Below are 14541 nucleotides of genomic sequence, written 5' to 3'. Positions count from 1 at the left end.
CATGGCAAACCGCTCCTATTACGCTCCAAAAGGCGGCTTGCCGCCCCAGACCGACCTGATCACCGACCGCGCCGTCTTCACCGAAGCCTATGCGGTGATCCCGAAGCGCGAGTTTTCGGACATCGTCACCAGCTTCCTGCCGCACTGGGACAAGACGCGGCTGTGGGTCATCGCCCGTCCCCTGTCGGGATTTGCCGAGACGTTCTCGCAATACATCATGGAAGTGCAGCCCGGCGGCGGCAGCGAACGGCCGGAACCGGATGCGGGCGCGGAAGGCGTGTTTTTCGTCGTTGAAGGCGAAGTGACCGTAACGATCTCAGGCAAGAGCCATGTGCTGACGCCGGGCGGCTATGCCTATCTGCCGCCGGCGAGCGGCTGGACGGTACGCAACGCCGGCACCGAGACCGCGCGCTTCCACTGGATCCGCAAGGCCTATGAATATGTCGACGGCCTCGATGCGCCCGATCCGCTGTTCCTCAACGACAACGACATCGAGCCCAACGCCATGCCCGATACGGACGGCAGGTGGGCAACGACGCGCTTTGTCGATCCCAACGATTTGCGCCACGACATGCATGTCACTGTGGTGACCTTCGAGCCGGGTGGAATCATCCCGTTCCCGGAAACCCACGTCATGGAGCACGGCCTCTACGTGCTCGAAGGCAAGGCGGTCTACCGGCTGAACAGTGACTGGGTCGAGGTCGAAGCTGGCGACTTCATGTGGCTGCGCGCCTTCTGCCCGCAGGCCTGCTATGCCGGCGGTCCCGGCAAGTTCCGCTACCTCCTCTACAAGGACGTCAACCGCCACATGCAGCTCGGCGCCTTCAACGCCACGCGCCGCCGCTAAGGATAAGCCATGTCGGGTGAGATGAAGCGGATCGTCGCAAAGCCGCTGACGCGGGAGAATTTCGCCGAGTTCGGCGAGGTGATCGACACCAATTGCGACAGCCACTACCCGATCAATGCAGGCAAATGCGAGCGCTATCATGCGCTCGCCCGCGCCGAGGCCGCCGGCCCCGACGGCCACGTCATCATCAACATCTTCAAGGGCACGCCCTACCCGTTCCCGCTCAAGCTCTCGATGGTCGAGCGTCACCCGTTCGGCAGCCAGGCCTTCATTCCGCTCACCCAGCGGCCCTATCTCGTCGTCGTCTGCCACGACATCGGCGACGGCCCGGGCGAGCCGCATGCCTTCATCACCGCGCCCGGCCAGGGCGTGAATTACCCGCGCAATCTGTGGCACGGCGTGCTGACGCCGATCGGCGAAAACCAGGACTTCGTCGTCGTCGACCGCGGCGGCACCGGCCCCAATCTCGAAGAGTTCCATTTCTCGCACCCTTACGAAATCGTCCTCCCGGAAGGCTTCTGACACATGGCTGAACTTTCCCTGATCGAACGCCTGTTCGACGTCATCGAACACGACATCGTGCCCAAGACCGCCGAAGGCGTGACGAAGGGCAACAAGCTGTTCGGCGCCGCGCTGCTTGCCAAGGACGACCGCTCGCTGGTGCTGGCAGAGACCAACAACGAGCTCGAAAACCCGCTCTGGCATGGCGAGATGCATTGCCTGAAGCGCTTCTACGAAATGCCCAAGGCAACCCGCGCCGACACCAAGGACCTGATCTTCCTGTCGACCCACGAGCCCTGCTCGCTGTGCCTGTCGGCCATCACCTGGGCCGGCTTCGACAATTTCTACTATCTGTTCAGCCACGAGGATTCGCGCGACAGCTTCGCCATCCCGCATGACCTCAAGATCCTGAAAGAGGTCTTCACGCTGGAGCCCGGCGGCTACAACGCCGAAAACGCCTACTGGAAGAGCTTTTCGCTGCGCAAGCTGGTGCGCGAACTGCCCGAGGCCGACCGCACGCGGCTCGAAGAGCGCGTCGCGAGGATTTCGGCGCGCTACGACGAGATGTCGGAGACCTACCAGGAGAGCAAGGGCGACAACGACATCCCGCTGAACTAGCTTAGCGCCTGGCCGCCTTGGCATAGACTTCAAGGCGGTCCCGCCGGCCGACGGCAATGACCAGCACCACCAGCCTGTCGTCTTCCACCTCGTAGACCAGGCGATACCCCGCGCTGCGTAGCTTGATTTTGTAGCGGTCCTTGGCGCCGTGCAGCTTGGCCGAGGGAACGCGCGGGTTGTCGCAACGCTCCTTCAGCTTCTTGCGGAACTGCTCACGCGTATTGGCGTCGAGCGACTTCCATTCCTTCAGTGCGGTTTCGAGGAATTCGACCTCATATGGCATCCAGGTCTACCTGGATACGCTTTTCGCCCTTGCGCGCGTCGGCGAGCGCGTTGAGCTCGATATCATCGAGGCGCTCCATCATCGCCTCGAAAGCCTTTGCGGGCACGCAGTAGAAAGCCGGCTCGTTGCGGTTGAGAATGGCGACGGGGAAGCCCTCCCCGGCGGCCACCGTGCCCATCGGATTTTTCTTCAGCTCCGAGACGCTGGCTGTCACTTCGGCAAGAACAGTGTTCGGCATCTTCATGGCTCCAATTCGAGAGCTATAATTAGTACCTTTAACAGGTCATTTCAATCTGCTGTGCCCTGCGGCCGTCGATGACGTTTCCACGCTAGTCAGCAGCGGCTGCGGTGTGCACAAATGGCGAAGCACAAGACTGGAATGCCCATGAAAACCATCACCGAATTTCCGCGCGACATCGTCGAATTCCCTGACATGGGCATCGTCATACCCGACGGCACGCGGCTGTCGGCGCGGGTGTGGATGCCCGCCGATGCCGACCAGGATCCGGTGCCCGTCATCCTCGAGCACCTGCCCTACCGCAAGCGCGACGGCACGACGACGCGCGACTGCCTGACCCACCCCTACTTCGCCGGCCACGGCTATGCCTGCATCCGCGTCGACATGCGCGGCAACGGCGATTCCGAAGGGCTGATGGAGGATGAATACACCGAACAGGAATGGCAGGACGCTTGCGACGTCATCGCCTGGGCGGCAGCCCAGCCCTGGTGCAATGGCAAGGTCGGCATGATGGGCATCTCCTGGGGCGGCTTCAACGGCCTGCAGGTGGCGGCAAAGCAGCCCAAGGCGCTGAAGGCAATCATCACCTTGTGCTCGACCGACGACCGCTACGCCGACGACATCCACTACAAGGGCGGCCTGCTGCTCAACGAAAACATGGGCTGGGGCGCGACCATGCTGTCCTATTCGTCCAGGCCGCCGGACCCGGCGCTTGTCGGCGGCAAATGGCGCGACATGTGGCTCGACCGGCTCGAGCACGAGCCGTTCCTGCCAGCGGTTTGGCTCAGGCACCAGACCCGCGACGCCTATTGGAAACGCGGCTCGGTCAATGAGGATTTTTCCGCGATCAAGGCGGCGGTTCTGGCCATCGGCGGCTGGGGCGACGCCTACAAGAATGCGGTGTCTCGCCTGGTCCAGGGCGTGCAGGCGCCGGTCAAGGGCATCGTCGGACCCTGGATCCACAAATACCCGCATTTCGCCGTGCCCAAGCCGGCCATCGGCTTTCTTCAGGAAGCGCTGCGCTGGTGGGACCACTGGCTCAAGGGCATCGAGACAGGCGTCGAGGACGACCCGGCGATGCGGCTCTACGTCATGGACTCCGAGCCGCCGCGCGACTGGTATCTCGAGCGCCCAGGCCGCTGGGTAGCGGAGCGGCAATGGCCGTCGCCCGGCATCGCAACGAAGCGCCTGGCGCTCGGTTCGTCGGGCGAGTTGGCTGAGACGGCAGCGTTTGCGGCCCCGCTTGCGATCAACTCGCCGCAGGATTGCGGCATGGATGGCGGCGAATATTGCGCCATCTGGCTCGGGCCGGAACTGCCGGGCGACCAGCGCGTCGATGACGGCAAGTCGGCATGCTTCGACGGCGCCGTGCTCGATGCCCCGCTCGACATTGTCGGCGCGCCGGTCATACGGCTCAAGCTCGCCGCCAACCGCAGGCGGGCGATGGTCGCGGTGCGCCTGTGCGACGTCCAGCCTGATGGTGCTTCGACGCGCATCACCTATGGCGTTCTCAATCTCTGCCACCGCAACAGCCACGAATTCCCCGAGGACGTGGTGCTCGGCGAGACGATGGAGATCGCCTTCAAGCTCGACGACATCGCCTACCGCGTGCTGCCGGGCAACAGGCTGCGCGTCGCCATTTCCTCGACCTACTGGCCGCTGGTCTGGTCGTCGCCCGAAGAGGTGACGCTGACGCTCCATGACGGCGCAATCGAGCTGCCGGTGCGTCTCTCCGGCGACGGCGACGAATGGGCATTCGAACAGCCCGAGGGCGCCACGCCCTGGCAGATCGAAACGCTGCGCGAAAGCTCGAACAGCCGCACGGTCGAGCGCACCGACGCCAAGGTGACCTTGAGCATCGTCGACGACTTCGGCGAAATCCGCGATTCCGACCACGGCCTGGTCATCGGCGATGTCGCCCGCGAGACATGGACAATCGACCCATCCGACCCGCTTTCTGCCCGTGGCGAAACCCACTGGACACAGACTTTGTCGAGAAACGACTGGGCGATCCGGACAGAAACTTTCACGACAATGCGTTCCGACGGCCAAAACTTCCAGTTGACCGGCCGGATCGAGGCTTACGAAGGCGACAAGCTCGTCTTCGAGCGCGATTTCGACGAAATTATCGCGCGCGACCACATCTGACACGGAAGCGGCTTAGTCCAAATGCGACATGGAGATTGCGCCACTCGATGTCGCATTCGGCCTTGCCGATGACCTTACGTTACGGTCAATATTGCCACCAGAAGTCGAGCAATAACGACCGCCAGAGTGAGGAGCCTTTCCAATGTCCAACGAACTGGAATATCTGAGCCGCCGAGTCGCTGCGGGCAAGTTGAACCGCCGTGACTTCCTCGGCCGCGCCGCGGCCCTGGGTGTTGCGGCAACTTTCGCGAACTCGTTGCTCGCCAGCGCCGCCAAGGCAGAAGGCCCCGTCAAGGGCGGCATCCTGCGCGCCGGCATGCAAGGTGGTGCTGCCACCGACAGCCTCGACCCGGCGTCGTGGTCGAGCCAGGTGCCCTATTTCTTCGGCCGCCAGTGGGGCGAGCAGCTGGTGCAGATTTCGCCCGAGGGCGAGCCCAAGCCTGCGCTCGCCGAGGAGTGGGGTGCGTCCGACGACGCCAAGACCTGGACCTTCAAGATCCGCAAGGGCGTGCAGTTCCATGACGGCAAGGAGATGACCCCCGCCGACGTCGTGGCGACCATCGAGCGCCATTCCGACGAGAAGGCGAAATCAGGCGCGCTCGGCCTAATGGGCGGCATCGCCTCGGTCAAGGCCGACGGCCAGAACGTCGTCTTCGAGCTCAAGGACGCCAATGCCGACCTGCCGTTCCTGCTCGACGACTACCATTTGATGATCCAGCCCAATGGCGGCAAGGATAAGCCCGACGCCGGCATCGGCACTGGCCCCTACAAGGTCACCGTCAACGAGGCCGGCGTGCGGCTCGGCGCCGAGAAGTTCGCCAACTACTGGCGCGACGACCGCGGCTTCGCCGACCAGATCGAGATCATCGTCATCAACGACGCCACGGCCCGCACCTCGGCCTTGCAGGGCGGCCAGGTCGACATCATCAACCGCGTCGAGCCCAAGATCGTCGAACTGATCAAGCGCGTGCCTGGCGTCGTCATCCGCAACGTCGCCGGCCGCGGCCACTATGTCTTCATTGCCCATTGCAACACGGCACCCTTTGACAACAACGACCTCAGGCTGGCGCTCAAATATGCGCTCGACCGCGAGGAGATGCTGCAGAAGATCCTGATGGGCTACGGCTCGCTGGGCAACGACACGCCCATCAACAAGGCCTATCCGCTGTTCACCGAAATGGAACAGCGCAAGTTCGATCCGGAAAAGGCAGCGTTCCACTACAAGAAGTCGGGCCATTCCGGCTCGGTGCTGCTGCGCACCTCCGACGTCGCCTTCCCAGGTGCCGTCGATGCCGCCCAGCTCTACCAGCAGAGTGCCGCCAAGGCCGGCATCACGCTCGAGGTCAAGCGCGAGCCCGGTGACGGTTACTGGTCGGAAGTCTGGAACAAGCAGCCCTTCTCGGCTTCCTACTGGGGCGGGCGCCCGACCCAGGACCAGATGTACTCGACGGCCTACTATTCCAAGGCCGAATGGAACGACACGCGTTTCCAGCGCGAGGACTTCGACAAGATGCTGCTTGCAGCCCGCTCGGAACTCGATCCGGCGAAGCGCAAGCAGATCTACGCCGACATGGGCCAGATCGTGCGCGACGAAGGCGGCGTGATCACCCCGATGTTCAATGACTTCATCGACGCAACCAGCGCCAAGGTCGGCGGCTGGGTCGATGACGGCAACCAGGAGATGATGGGCGGCTACGCGCTGTCCAAGTGCTGGCTGAACGCCTGACGGCCCGGCCCGCATGTCTTCCCCGATCCTGAAACTGATAGCCCAGCGCGTCGCGCTGGGCCTACTCCTGCTCCTGGCCGTTTCGGTCCTGATCTTCGCCGGCACCCAGATCCTGCCCGGCGACGTCGCCCAATCCATTCTCGGCCAGTCGGCCACGCCGCAGGCACTCGCCAACCTGCGCGAGGAACTCGGCCTCAACGCGCCTGCCTATGTCAGGTATTTCCGCTGGCTCGGCGGCGTCTTGACCGGCGACCTCGGCACCGCCTTGTCGAGCCGGCAGGATATCGCCACCGCCATTGGCGGTCGGCTGTGGAACACGCTGTTCCTCGCCTTCTGGGCGGCGATCGTGTCGATACCGCTGGCCATCATCCTCGGCCTGCTCGCCGTGCGCTACCGCAACGGCTGGATCGACAAGACCATCTCTGGCCTGGCGCTGGCCTCGACCTCGTTGCCGGAGTTCTTCGTCGGCTACCTGCTCGTCTACTTCTTCGCGGTGAAATGGCAGATCTTCCCGGGCATCTCCACCGTCTATGACGGCATGCCGTTCCTCGAACGCATGAAGGCCATCGCCCTGCCGGCAACGGCCCTGACACTTGTGGTGCTGGCCCACATGATGCGCATGACGCGTGCGGCGATCCTCAACGTCATGCAGTCGGCCTATATCGAGACCGCCGAACTCAAGGGCCTTTCGCCTTTCGAGATCATCCGCAAGCACGCCTTCCCCAATGCGATCGCGCCTGTGATCAACGTCGTCATGCTCAACCTCGCCTTCCTCATCGTCGGCGTCGTCGTCATCGAGGTGATCTTCGTCTATCCGGGCATGGGGCAATATCTCGTCGACCATGTCGCCAAGCGCGACGTGCCGGTGGTGCAGGCGGTGGGACTGATCTTCGCTGCCGTCTATATCGGCCTCAACATCATCGCCGACATTGCCGCCATCGTCGCCAATCCACGCCTCCGGCATCCGAAATGAGAGGCGCACCATGCTCGATCTGAAACATATCCCCCTTGGTGCTGCGATCGGCCTGATCCTGACGGCGCTGTTTTTGATCACGGCTATCTTCGCGCCGCTGATCGCGCCCTACGGCCTCGGCGAGATCGTCGGCGACGTCTGGGCACCGATGTCGTCGCAATTCCTGCTCGGCACCGACAATCTCGGCCGCGACCTGCTCTCGCGCATGATCTACGGCGCGCGCACAACCATCTTCATCGCGGTGATGGCAACGGCATTGTCGTTCTCGCTCGGCGCGATCCTCGGCTTTACCGCCGCAGTCGTCGGCGGCTGGCTCGACACGGGCATGTCGCGTTTCGTCGACCTCTTGATGGCGATCCCGACGCTGATCTTCGCGCTGGTAGTGCTGTCGGTGCTGCCGTCGACACTGCTCACGCTGATCCTTGTGATGGGCATCCTCGACGCCACCCGCGTCTACCGCCTGTCGCGGGCGGTCGCCGTCGACATCAACGTCATGGACTTCGTCGAAGCGGCCAAGCTGCGCGGCGAAGGCAATGGCTGGATCATCTTCCGCGAGATCCTGCCCAACGCCTTGTCGCCGCTGATTTCCGAACTCGGCCTGCGCTTCATCTATGCCGTGCTGTTCCTGTCCGCGCTCTCGTTCCTCGGCCTCGGCGTACAACCGCCGGATGCCGACTGGGGCGGCATGGTCAAGGAAAACAAGGACGGCATCGTCTTCGGCATTCCGGCAGCCCTGATCCCGGCGGCGGCGATCGCCGCACTCGCCATCTCCGTCAACCTCGTCGCCGACTGGGTGCTCAACCGCACCACCGATCTCAAGGGAGGGCGCGGCAATGGCTAAGGCACCCGCCAACGGCTCCGACCTGCTGCTCGACATCCGCAACCTCAGGATCGAGGCCAAGGTCTATCCGCCGGGCGAGGCACCACGCACCATCACGCTGGTGCACGACGTTTCGCTGACGCTGAACAAGGGCAAGGTGCTCGGCCTGATCGGCGAATCCGGTGCCGGCAAGTCGACCATCGGCCTGTCGTCGATGGCCTATGGCCGCGGCGGCGTGAAGATCACTGGCGGCGAGATCATCCTCAACGGCCGCGATATCCGCAAGGGTGGCACCCAAGGCATCCGCGCCCTGCGCGGCCGCGAGGTCTGTTACGTCGCGCAGTCGGCGGCAGCGGCCTTCAACCCGGCGCACCGACTGATGGACCAGGTCGTCGAAGCCTCGATCCTGCATGGCGTGGCGAGCCGCGCCGAGGCGGAAAAGCGGGCCGTGGCGCTGTTCAGGAAACTCAGCCTTCCTGACCCTGAGAACATCGGCAAGCGCTTCCCGCACCAAGTCTCGGGCGGGCAACTGCAGCGCGTCATGACGGCAATGGCGCTGTGCTCCGAGCCCGACCTGATCGTCTTCGACGAGCCAACGACGGCGCTCGACGTGACCACCCAGATCGACGTGCTCGCCGCCATCAAGGAAGCGATCCGCGACACTGGCGTGGCAGCACTCTACATCAGCCACGACCTTGCCGTTGTCGCCCAGGTCTCCGACGAGATCATGGTGCTGAGGCACGGCAAGCTGGTCGAATGGGGCGGTACGCGCCAGATCATCAAGGAGCCGCGCCAGGAGTACACTTCAGCGCTGGTCTCCGTGCATGAGATCGCGCACGAGGAAAAAAAGCCCGACGCAAGCCCGTTCCTCTCGGTCAGGAACGTGACCGCGGCCTATGCCGGCGGCAAGATCAAGGTGCTGAAAAACGTCTCTGTCGACATCCTGCCCGGCCAGACGCTGGCCGTCGTCGGCGAGTCCGGTTCGGGCAAGTCGACGCTGGCCCGCGCCATTACCGGCCTGTTGCCGCCCGAGCAAGGCAGCATCACCTTTGCCGGTCGTACGCTCGGCAACCGCCTTGCCGAGCGCAGCCGCGACGACCTGCGCGAACTGCAGATGATCTACCAGATGGCCGATGTGGCAATGAACCCACGCCAGACCGTGGGCACCATCATCGGCCGTCCGCTGGAGTTCTATTTCGGCATGGGTGGCAAGGAGCGCGATACCAGGGTCGCCGAACTGCTGGACAAGATCGAGATGGGGCGCGGTTTCATCGATCGCTACCCGGCGGAGCTTTCCGGCGGTCAGAAACAACGCGTCTGCATTGCCCGTGCGCTTGCCGCCAAACCGAGACTGATCATCTGCGACGAGGTGACGAGCGCGCTCGACCCGCTGGTCGCCAACGGCATCCTCAAGCTGCTGCTCGGGCTACAGGCCGAGGAAGGCGTCGCCTATTTGTTCATCACCCACGACCTGGCAACGGTGAAGTCGATCGCCGACTCCATCGCCGTCATGTACCGCGGCGAAGTCGTGCGCTACGGGCCGAAATCCGAAGTGCTGAAGCCGCCCTTCGACGCCTACACCGACCTGCTGCTGTCGTCAGTGCCGGAGATGGAGATCGGCTGGCTGGAAAAGGCGATCAGTGGACGCCGGATGGCGAGCGCGGGGAATTGAGTGATTTGGCAAGAATACCAATCTTTGGTATTCTTGCCGCATGAACAAGAACACCTCCATCTCGCTCGGCCAGCATTTCTCCGAGTTCGTCGACCGACAGGTCGAGGACGGCCGCTACAACTCGGCCAGCGAGGTCATACGCGCCGGCTTGAGGCTGCTCGAAGAGCACGAACTGCAGGTGGCACAATTGCGCGCGGCGATCATCGAAGGCGAGGAAAGCGGATTGTCCAAGCCGCTCGACATCGAGGACTTCCTCGGCCGGATGCGCGCCTGATATGGCCGCTAAGCGGCTGATCTTTACTCCGGCAGCCGAAGCGGATCTCCAGCAGATTTGGCGCTACACCGCCGACACGTGGAATCAAGATCAGGCCGACCGGTATATCCTGCAGATTCACGACGCGTGCTTGGACATCGCCAAGAGCCGGCGCAAAGGGCGTTCGCTCGCGGATATCAGGGCAGGCTATCATAAGCTGGGCGTCGGCTCACATTTCATCGTCTATCGCATCGTTGGTGAAGCGATCGACGTGGTCCGTATTCTTCACCAGCGCATGGACATAGGGGCACGCCTCGAAAAGTAGCTCACCACACCCACTCGCCCCGCCCCAGCACAGCCACGGCATCGACGATGCGGGTGAAGCTTTGGCGGGCGCGGGTGACGGTGTGGCGCGCACGCAGATAGCCGTGCACAAGACCTGGCTCCTCGAACCAGAAGGCTTTGCCGCCTGACGCAACGATACGCTCGCCATAGGCCTCGCCATCGGACGAAAGCGGGTCGCATTCGGCTGTGATGACGACACTTGGCGGCAGGTTGGCAAAGTCGGCGTCGGCAAGTGGCGACAGCGTGATGTCCCCCGTGCGGTCCTCGCCGCCGGTAAGGATGTCCTTGTAGAATTCGAGATCGCGCATGGTCAGCATCGGCGCCTCGGCGTGGCTGACATAGGAGCCGCGGCTGCGATCACCGCCGAGGCCGGGATAGACCAGCAATTGCCCGACCGGACGCCTGACGTGCCCGCGCGTCGCGTGGCTGACGGCGGCCGCGATGTTGCCTCCGGCGCTGTCGCCGGCGAGGACTATGGGCTGACTGTATCTCGCCACCGCCCATTCGAAGGCGGCCATGGCATCGTCGAAGGCCGCCGGATGTTTGTGCTCGGGCGCCAGCCTGTAGTCGACTGACACGACCTCGTAGCCGGTTCGGCCGCACAGCTCGGCGCAGACGTCGTCATGGCTGTCGAGCCCGCCGAGGATGAAGCCGCCACCGTGGAAATAGAGCACCACCGCCTCCGGCGCCTTGCCAGCGAGGCGGTAGATGCGGGCGGGCACGTCGTGTCCGGGCGCCACGACGACAATCGTCTCGGCCGACACACCCTCGGGATAGCCGGCGAAGAACTCCCGGCACATGCGGTCGTAGATCTCGCGCTGCTGGGTGATCGTGTAGTCGATGGTATCGGGCGGATAGTAGGAGTTCGTCCGCTCGATGAAAGCCCAGGTCTCGGCGTCGATGAGCTTTGCGTAGTCGGTCATTGGCGCGGGCCTACTTCCCCTTCCATACCGGATCGCGCTTCTCGGCGAACGCCTTGAAGCCTTCCAGATTGTCCTCCGAGGCGTAGAGTTCGTCTACCGTTGGGAATTGCCGCTTGGTGATGCGGTTCATCGTTTCCTGGAAACCCATCACCTCGGCTGCGCGCGCCACCTCCTTGATGGCGGCGAAGACCAGCGGCGGGCCGCCGGCGAGCAGGCGGGCGATCTCCCAGACACGGTCTTCGAGCTTGTCGGCTGGCAGCACCTCGTTGACCAGGCCCCAGCGATGCGCCTCGGCCACGTCCATCCAGCGCCCGGTGAGCAACAGGTCCATCGCCACGTGATAGGGGATACGCTTGGGCAGCTTGATGGTCGCAGCGTCCGCCAGCGTGCCGGCCTTGATCTCGGGCAGCGCGAAGCTCGAATGCTCCGAGGCGTAGATCAGGTCGCAGGACAGCGCCAGCTCGAAGCCGCCACCCACCGCCATGCCATTGACGCAGGCGATGACTGGCTTGTTGAGGTCGCGCAGTTCCTGCAGCCCGCCGAAACCGCCGACGCCATAATCGCCATCGACCGCGTCGCCACTGGCCGCAGCCTTGAGGTCCCAACCGGCCGAGAAGAATTTTTCGCCAGCCGTCTTCACGATGGCGATACGAAGCCCATCATCGTCGCGAAAAGCCTTGAAGGTCTCGCCCAACAGCCTTGATGTCGCAAGGTCGATGGCATTGGCCTTGGGCCGATCGAGCGTGACTTCGAGGATCACGCCCTCCCTGCGGGTTTTCACGACGTCGGACATTTTTACTCTCCTGCGTTGGCGGTCCCCTCCCCCTTGAGGGGAGGGTGTCCGGACGAAGTCCGGGCGGGTGGGGTCGTTGCGGCAGTGTGCGACGCCGCGGCGGGTTCTTCCGAGGCTACCCCTCCGGCCGCTGCGCGGCCACCTCCCGCTCAAGGGGGGAGGATAACACCAGCAGTGCATCAGCAATCCAGGCGCCCTGCCCTTCACCACAGACGATCAGCGGGTTGACGTCGAGCTCCTCGACAGCATCGGCATGCCCGGACACGAATGCCGCGATCCCCATGATCGCGTCGATGGCGGCTGGAACGTCCGCCCTGGCGCGGCCGCGATAGCCGTCGAGCAACGGATACATCTTCAGCCCCTTGAGTGCCGCCTCGACCTCGCCGCGCGAGGTAGGCAGCAGCAGCGTGGCGCTGTCCTTCAGCAGTTCGACCAGCACGCCGCCGGTGCCGATGGTCATGACCGGGCCAAACAGCGGATCGCTGGTGACACCGACGATGAGTTCGGCCAAAGCGCCCGAGACCATCTTTTCGACATAGAGGCCGGAGCCGAGCGAAAAGAGGGCCGCCGCGGCTGCGCCAACCTCCTCGCCGGCCTGCAGGTTGAGCCTGACGGCACCGAGTTCGCTCTTGTGGGCGACGCCGAGCGCCTTGAGCGCGACGGGATGGCCCAACGCCTCCGCCCCCGCGATGGCCTCCGCCACGCTCGCCGCGCGACGGCCCGCGGGTACGGCAAGGCCGGCCCCGCGCAACAGGGATTTGGCGGCGGCCTCGTCGAGCTGGGTATCCTCCCCCCTTGAGGGGCAGGTGCCCGCGAAGCGGGCGGAGGGGGTAGCATCGGAAGGCACCGCCGACGCACCGTGCACGACCCCACCCCGATCGGCTTCGCCGATCGACCCTCCCCTCAAGGAGGAGGGATCGCGCCGCCACGCCTCTCCAATTGTCGCCGCGGCCTCCGCCGCGTCCATCGCTTCCGCAATCCCTTGCAGCGGCACGATGCCGCGCCAAAAGAGATCGGCAGCGTGTTCCTCGGTCAGGTTCTCCGACATCGACGCCACCACGGCACCTCGCGCGCCATTGGCCTTCAGCGCCGCCTCGAAGGCACGCACGGTCGGCCACCAGTCGGCATCCGAGCAGCGGTCATTGCGCGGGAAGTCGAGCACCAGCAGGTTGAGGTCGAAACCGCCCGATGCCATGGCGGTGAAAGTGGCCGTCATCGCCGGTTCGTCGTTCCAGATGAAGGTGTGGTAGTCGAGCGGATTGGCGACCGAAACGAAGGCACCGAGCGTCGATTTTATCCGCGCATAGTGGTCAGGCGTAAGCGCGGGGAAACGTAGCCGCCGGCCCTCGGCGCTGTCGGCCATGACGGACGCCTCGCCGCCCGAGCAACTCATCGACGACAGCGTGAAACCCGGCAGCGGACCCACGGCATGCAGCAGCTTCAGCGTCTCGAGCAGCGCGGGAATGGTGTCGACACGAGCAATACCCAGGCGCTTGAGGAAAGCGTCTGACGCTGCGTCCGACCCCGCCAGCGATGCCGTGTGCGAGATCGTCGCCTTGCGTGCCTGTTCTGAGCGGCCGACCTTCATGGCGACGATCGGCTTGCCCAGCTCGCGTGCCCGCGCCGCCAGTCGCTCGAAGCCGTCGACCTTGTCGAAGCCTTCGATATGCAGACCGAGGCAGGACACGCGGTCGTCCTCGATCAGGCCCAGCGCCATCTCGGACAGGCCGGTCTGCGCCTGATTGCCAGCGGTCATCAGGAACGCCACCGGCAGGCCGCGCTTCTGCATGGTGAGGTTGCAGGCGATGTTCGACGATTGCGTGATGATGGCGACCCCGCGCCCGTCGGGCGCAAGCCTTTGGCCGCCATGCTGGTCGGGCCACAAAAGCGCGCCGTCGGCATAGTTGATCAGGCCATAGCAATTGGGTCCGATGACCGGCATCGCGCCGGCCGCCGCCACCAACTCGCCTTGCAGCCGCTCGCCATCGGCATCGTCATTGCCGGCCTCGAGGAAACCCGAGGCAAAGCAGATCGCCCCACCCGCCCCGCGTTCGGCAAGCGCTGCGATCACCTCGATGGTCAGGAAGCGGTTGACGCCGACAAAGGCCGCATCGGGTGCTTCCGGCAACTCCGCCACCGAGCGGAAGGTCCTTATGCCTTCGACCTCGGCTTTTGTCGGATGCACCGGCCAGATGTCGCCGGCGAAGCCCATCTTCAGGCACTGCCTGACCACGGCCGCTGCCTGAGAGCCGCCGAACACGGCGATCGACTTCGGCCGCAGCAGGCGTTCGAGGCGGCCTTTACCCTCCCCCTTTTGGGGGTCGACGCGCAGCGTCGGGGTGGGGGTGTCAGAAGTCGAGCCAGACATTTTTCACCCCCACCCGGCCCTGCGGGCCACCCT

The 14541-nt window shown here is 64.4% G+C and carries 15 protein-coding genes; 10 read left to right on the top strand and 5 right to left on the bottom strand.

Annotated features, from left to right (window positions below):
* Position 1 precedes the first annotated feature (1 nt).
* From J1C56_RS29805 to J1C56_RS29795, 3 genes are read left to right on the top strand one after another with little or no spacing between them, the layout of a single operon-like run.
* Entirely contained in the window at positions 2–847 is an 846-nt protein-coding gene (locus J1C56_RS29805; RefSeq protein WP_214393556.1) for a bifunctional allantoicase/(S)-ureidoglycine aminohydrolase, read from the top strand.
* Positions 848–868: 21 nt separating this feature from the next.
* Complete coding sequence (locus tag J1C56_RS29800) at positions 869–1369, top strand: ureidoglycolate lyase (protein ID WP_214393608.1); 501 nt, start codon at positions 869–871, stop codon at positions 1367–1369.
* Positions 1370–1372: 3 nt separating this feature from the next.
* Positions 1373–1966 carry a nucleoside deaminase gene (locus tag J1C56_RS29795; protein ID WP_214393555.1) on the top strand — a complete coding sequence of 198 codons (594 nt, stop codon included), beginning with the start codon at positions 1373–1375 and terminating at the stop codon, positions 1964–1966.
* Between the two features lies 1 nt (position 1967).
* Here the strand turns inward: J1C56_RS29795 and J1C56_RS29790 are convergent, their stop codons facing one another.
* Both J1C56_RS29790 and J1C56_RS29785 read right to left on the bottom strand, forming a co-directional pair.
* Positions 1968–2249 carry a type II toxin-antitoxin system RelE family toxin gene (locus J1C56_RS29790; protein WP_214393554.1) on the bottom strand — a complete coding sequence of 94 codons (282 nt, stop codon included), beginning with the start codon at positions 2247–2249 and terminating at the stop codon, positions 1968–1970.
* Positions 2239–2487 carry a type II toxin-antitoxin system Phd/YefM family antitoxin gene (locus J1C56_RS29785; RefSeq protein ID WP_214393553.1) on the bottom strand — a complete coding sequence of 83 codons (249 nt, stop codon included), beginning with the start codon at positions 2485–2487 and terminating at the stop codon, positions 2239–2241. The genes J1C56_RS29790 and J1C56_RS29785 overlap by 11 nt, the downstream gene beginning before the upstream one ends.
* 147 nt (positions 2488–2634) lie before the next feature.
* Between J1C56_RS29785 and J1C56_RS29780 the strand changes: the two genes are divergently transcribed.
* The 7 genes from J1C56_RS29780 (at position 2635) to J1C56_RS29750 (ending at position 10404) form a co-directional block, all read left to right on the top strand.
* Positions 2635–4635: a CocE/NonD family hydrolase gene (locus J1C56_RS29780; protein WP_214393552.1), complete on the top strand. Its 2001-nt coding sequence runs from the start codon at positions 2635–2637 to the stop codon at positions 4633–4635.
* Between the two features lie 142 nt (positions 4636–4777).
* Positions 4778–6361, top strand: a complete 1584-nt coding sequence (locus J1C56_RS29775; RefSeq protein WP_214393551.1) for an ABC transporter substrate-binding protein — start codon at positions 4778–4780, stop codon at positions 6359–6361.
* Between the two features lie 13 nt (positions 6362–6374).
* Positions 6375–7334, top strand: a complete 960-nt coding sequence (locus tag J1C56_RS29770) for an ABC transporter permease (RefSeq protein WP_214393550.1) — start codon at positions 6375–6377, stop codon at positions 7332–7334.
* Positions 7335–7344: 10 nt separating this feature from the next.
* The gene (locus tag J1C56_RS29765) at positions 7345–8175 is read left to right on the top strand and encodes an ABC transporter permease (protein WP_214393549.1); all 831 of its coding nucleotides are present in this window, start codon (positions 7345–7347) and stop codon (positions 8173–8175) included.
* Positions 8168–9826 (top strand): ABC transporter ATP-binding protein, encoded by a 1659-nt coding sequence (locus tag J1C56_RS29760; RefSeq protein ID WP_214393548.1) that lies wholly within the window; start codon positions 8168–8170, stop codon positions 9824–9826. Before J1C56_RS29765 ends, J1C56_RS29760 begins: the two co-directional genes overlap by 8 nt.
* Before the next feature lie 40 nt (positions 9827–9866).
* Positions 9867–10100 (top strand): type II toxin-antitoxin system ParD family antitoxin, encoded by a 234-nt coding sequence (locus J1C56_RS29755; protein ID WP_214393547.1) that lies wholly within the window; start codon positions 9867–9869, stop codon positions 10098–10100.
* 1 nt (position 10101) lies between these two features.
* A complete protein-coding gene (locus J1C56_RS29750; RefSeq protein ID WP_214393546.1) occupies positions 10102–10404 on the top strand; it encodes a type II toxin-antitoxin system RelE/ParE family toxin in 303 nt (100 codons plus the stop codon).
* A gap of 1 nt (position 10405) precedes the next feature.
* On the opposite strand, the gene J1C56_RS29745 is transcribed toward J1C56_RS29750, so the two are convergent.
* The 3 genes from J1C56_RS29745 to J1C56_RS29735 form a co-directional block, all read right to left on the bottom strand.
* Positions 10406–11347, bottom strand: a complete 942-nt coding sequence (locus J1C56_RS29745; RefSeq protein ID WP_214393545.1) for an alpha/beta hydrolase — start codon at positions 11345–11347, stop codon at positions 10406–10408.
* Between the two features lie 10 nt (positions 11348–11357).
* Complete coding sequence (locus J1C56_RS29740; protein ID WP_214393544.1) at positions 11358–12140, bottom strand: carnitinyl-CoA dehydratase; 783 nt, start codon at positions 12138–12140, stop codon at positions 11358–11360.
* Positions 12141–12255: 115 nt separating this feature from the next.
* Positions 12256–14508 carry an acetate--CoA ligase family protein gene (locus J1C56_RS29735; RefSeq protein WP_214393543.1) on the bottom strand — a complete coding sequence of 751 codons (2253 nt, stop codon included), beginning with the start codon at positions 14506–14508 and terminating at the stop codon, positions 12256–12258.
* Positions 14509–14541 lie beyond the last annotated feature (33 nt).

Origin of the sequence: Aminobacter anthyllidis, from assembly GCF_018555685.1 — a bacterium.
Taxonomy (GTDB): Bacteria; Pseudomonadota; Alphaproteobacteria; order Rhizobiales; family Rhizobiaceae; genus Aminobacter; species Aminobacter anthyllidis.
The sequence above is the reverse complement of the archived record's forward strand: the minus strand, read 5'-3'. Positions and strand labels throughout refer to the sequence as shown.

Excerpts from the sequence above, each read along its gene's own strand:
- J1C56_RS29805 (WP_214393556.1), top strand. The coding sequence starts at position 2 with ATGGCAAACCGCTCCTATTACGCTCCAAAAGGCGGCTTGCCGCCCCAG.
- J1C56_RS29800 (WP_214393608.1), top strand. The coding sequence starts at position 869 with ATGAAGCGGATCGTCGCAAAGCCGCTGACGCGGGAGAATTTCGCCGAG.
- J1C56_RS29795 (WP_214393555.1), top strand. The coding sequence starts at position 1,373 with ATGGCTGAACTTTCCCTGATCGAACGCCTGTTCGACGTCATCGAACAC.
- J1C56_RS29790 (WP_214393554.1), bottom strand. The coding sequence starts at position 2,249 with ATGCCATATGAGGTCGAATTCCTCGAAACCGCACTGAAGGAATGGAAG.
- J1C56_RS29785 (WP_214393553.1), bottom strand. The coding sequence starts at position 2,487 with ATGCCGAACACTGTTCTTGCCGAAGTGACAGCCAGCGTCTCGGAGCTG.
- J1C56_RS29780 (WP_214393552.1), top strand. The coding sequence starts at position 2,635 with ATGAAAACCATCACCGAATTTCCGCGCGACATCGTCGAATTCCCTGAC.
- J1C56_RS29775 (WP_214393551.1), top strand. The coding sequence starts at position 4,778 with ATGTCCAACGAACTGGAATATCTGAGCCGCCGAGTCGCTGCGGGCAAG.
- J1C56_RS29770 (WP_214393550.1), top strand. The coding sequence starts at position 6,375 with ATGTCTTCCCCGATCCTGAAACTGATAGCCCAGCGCGTCGCGCTGGGC.
- J1C56_RS29765 (WP_214393549.1), top strand. The coding sequence starts at position 7,345 with ATGCTCGATCTGAAACATATCCCCCTTGGTGCTGCGATCGGCCTGATC.
- J1C56_RS29760 (WP_214393548.1), top strand. The coding sequence starts at position 8,168 with ATGGCTAAGGCACCCGCCAACGGCTCCGACCTGCTGCTCGACATCCGC.
- J1C56_RS29755 (WP_214393547.1), top strand. The coding sequence starts at position 9,867 with ATGAACAAGAACACCTCCATCTCGCTCGGCCAGCATTTCTCCGAGTTC.
- J1C56_RS29750 (WP_214393546.1), top strand. The coding sequence starts at position 10,102 with ATGGCCGCTAAGCGGCTGATCTTTACTCCGGCAGCCGAAGCGGATCTC.
- J1C56_RS29745 (WP_214393545.1), bottom strand. The coding sequence starts at position 11,347 with ATGACCGACTACGCAAAGCTCATCGACGCCGAGACCTGGGCTTTCATC.
- J1C56_RS29740 (WP_214393544.1), bottom strand. The coding sequence starts at position 12,140 with ATGTCCGACGTCGTGAAAACCCGCAGGGAGGGCGTGATCCTCGAAGTC.
- J1C56_RS29735 (WP_214393543.1), bottom strand. The coding sequence starts at position 14,508 with ATGTCTGGCTCGACTTCTGACACCCCCACCCCGACGCTGCGCGTCGAC.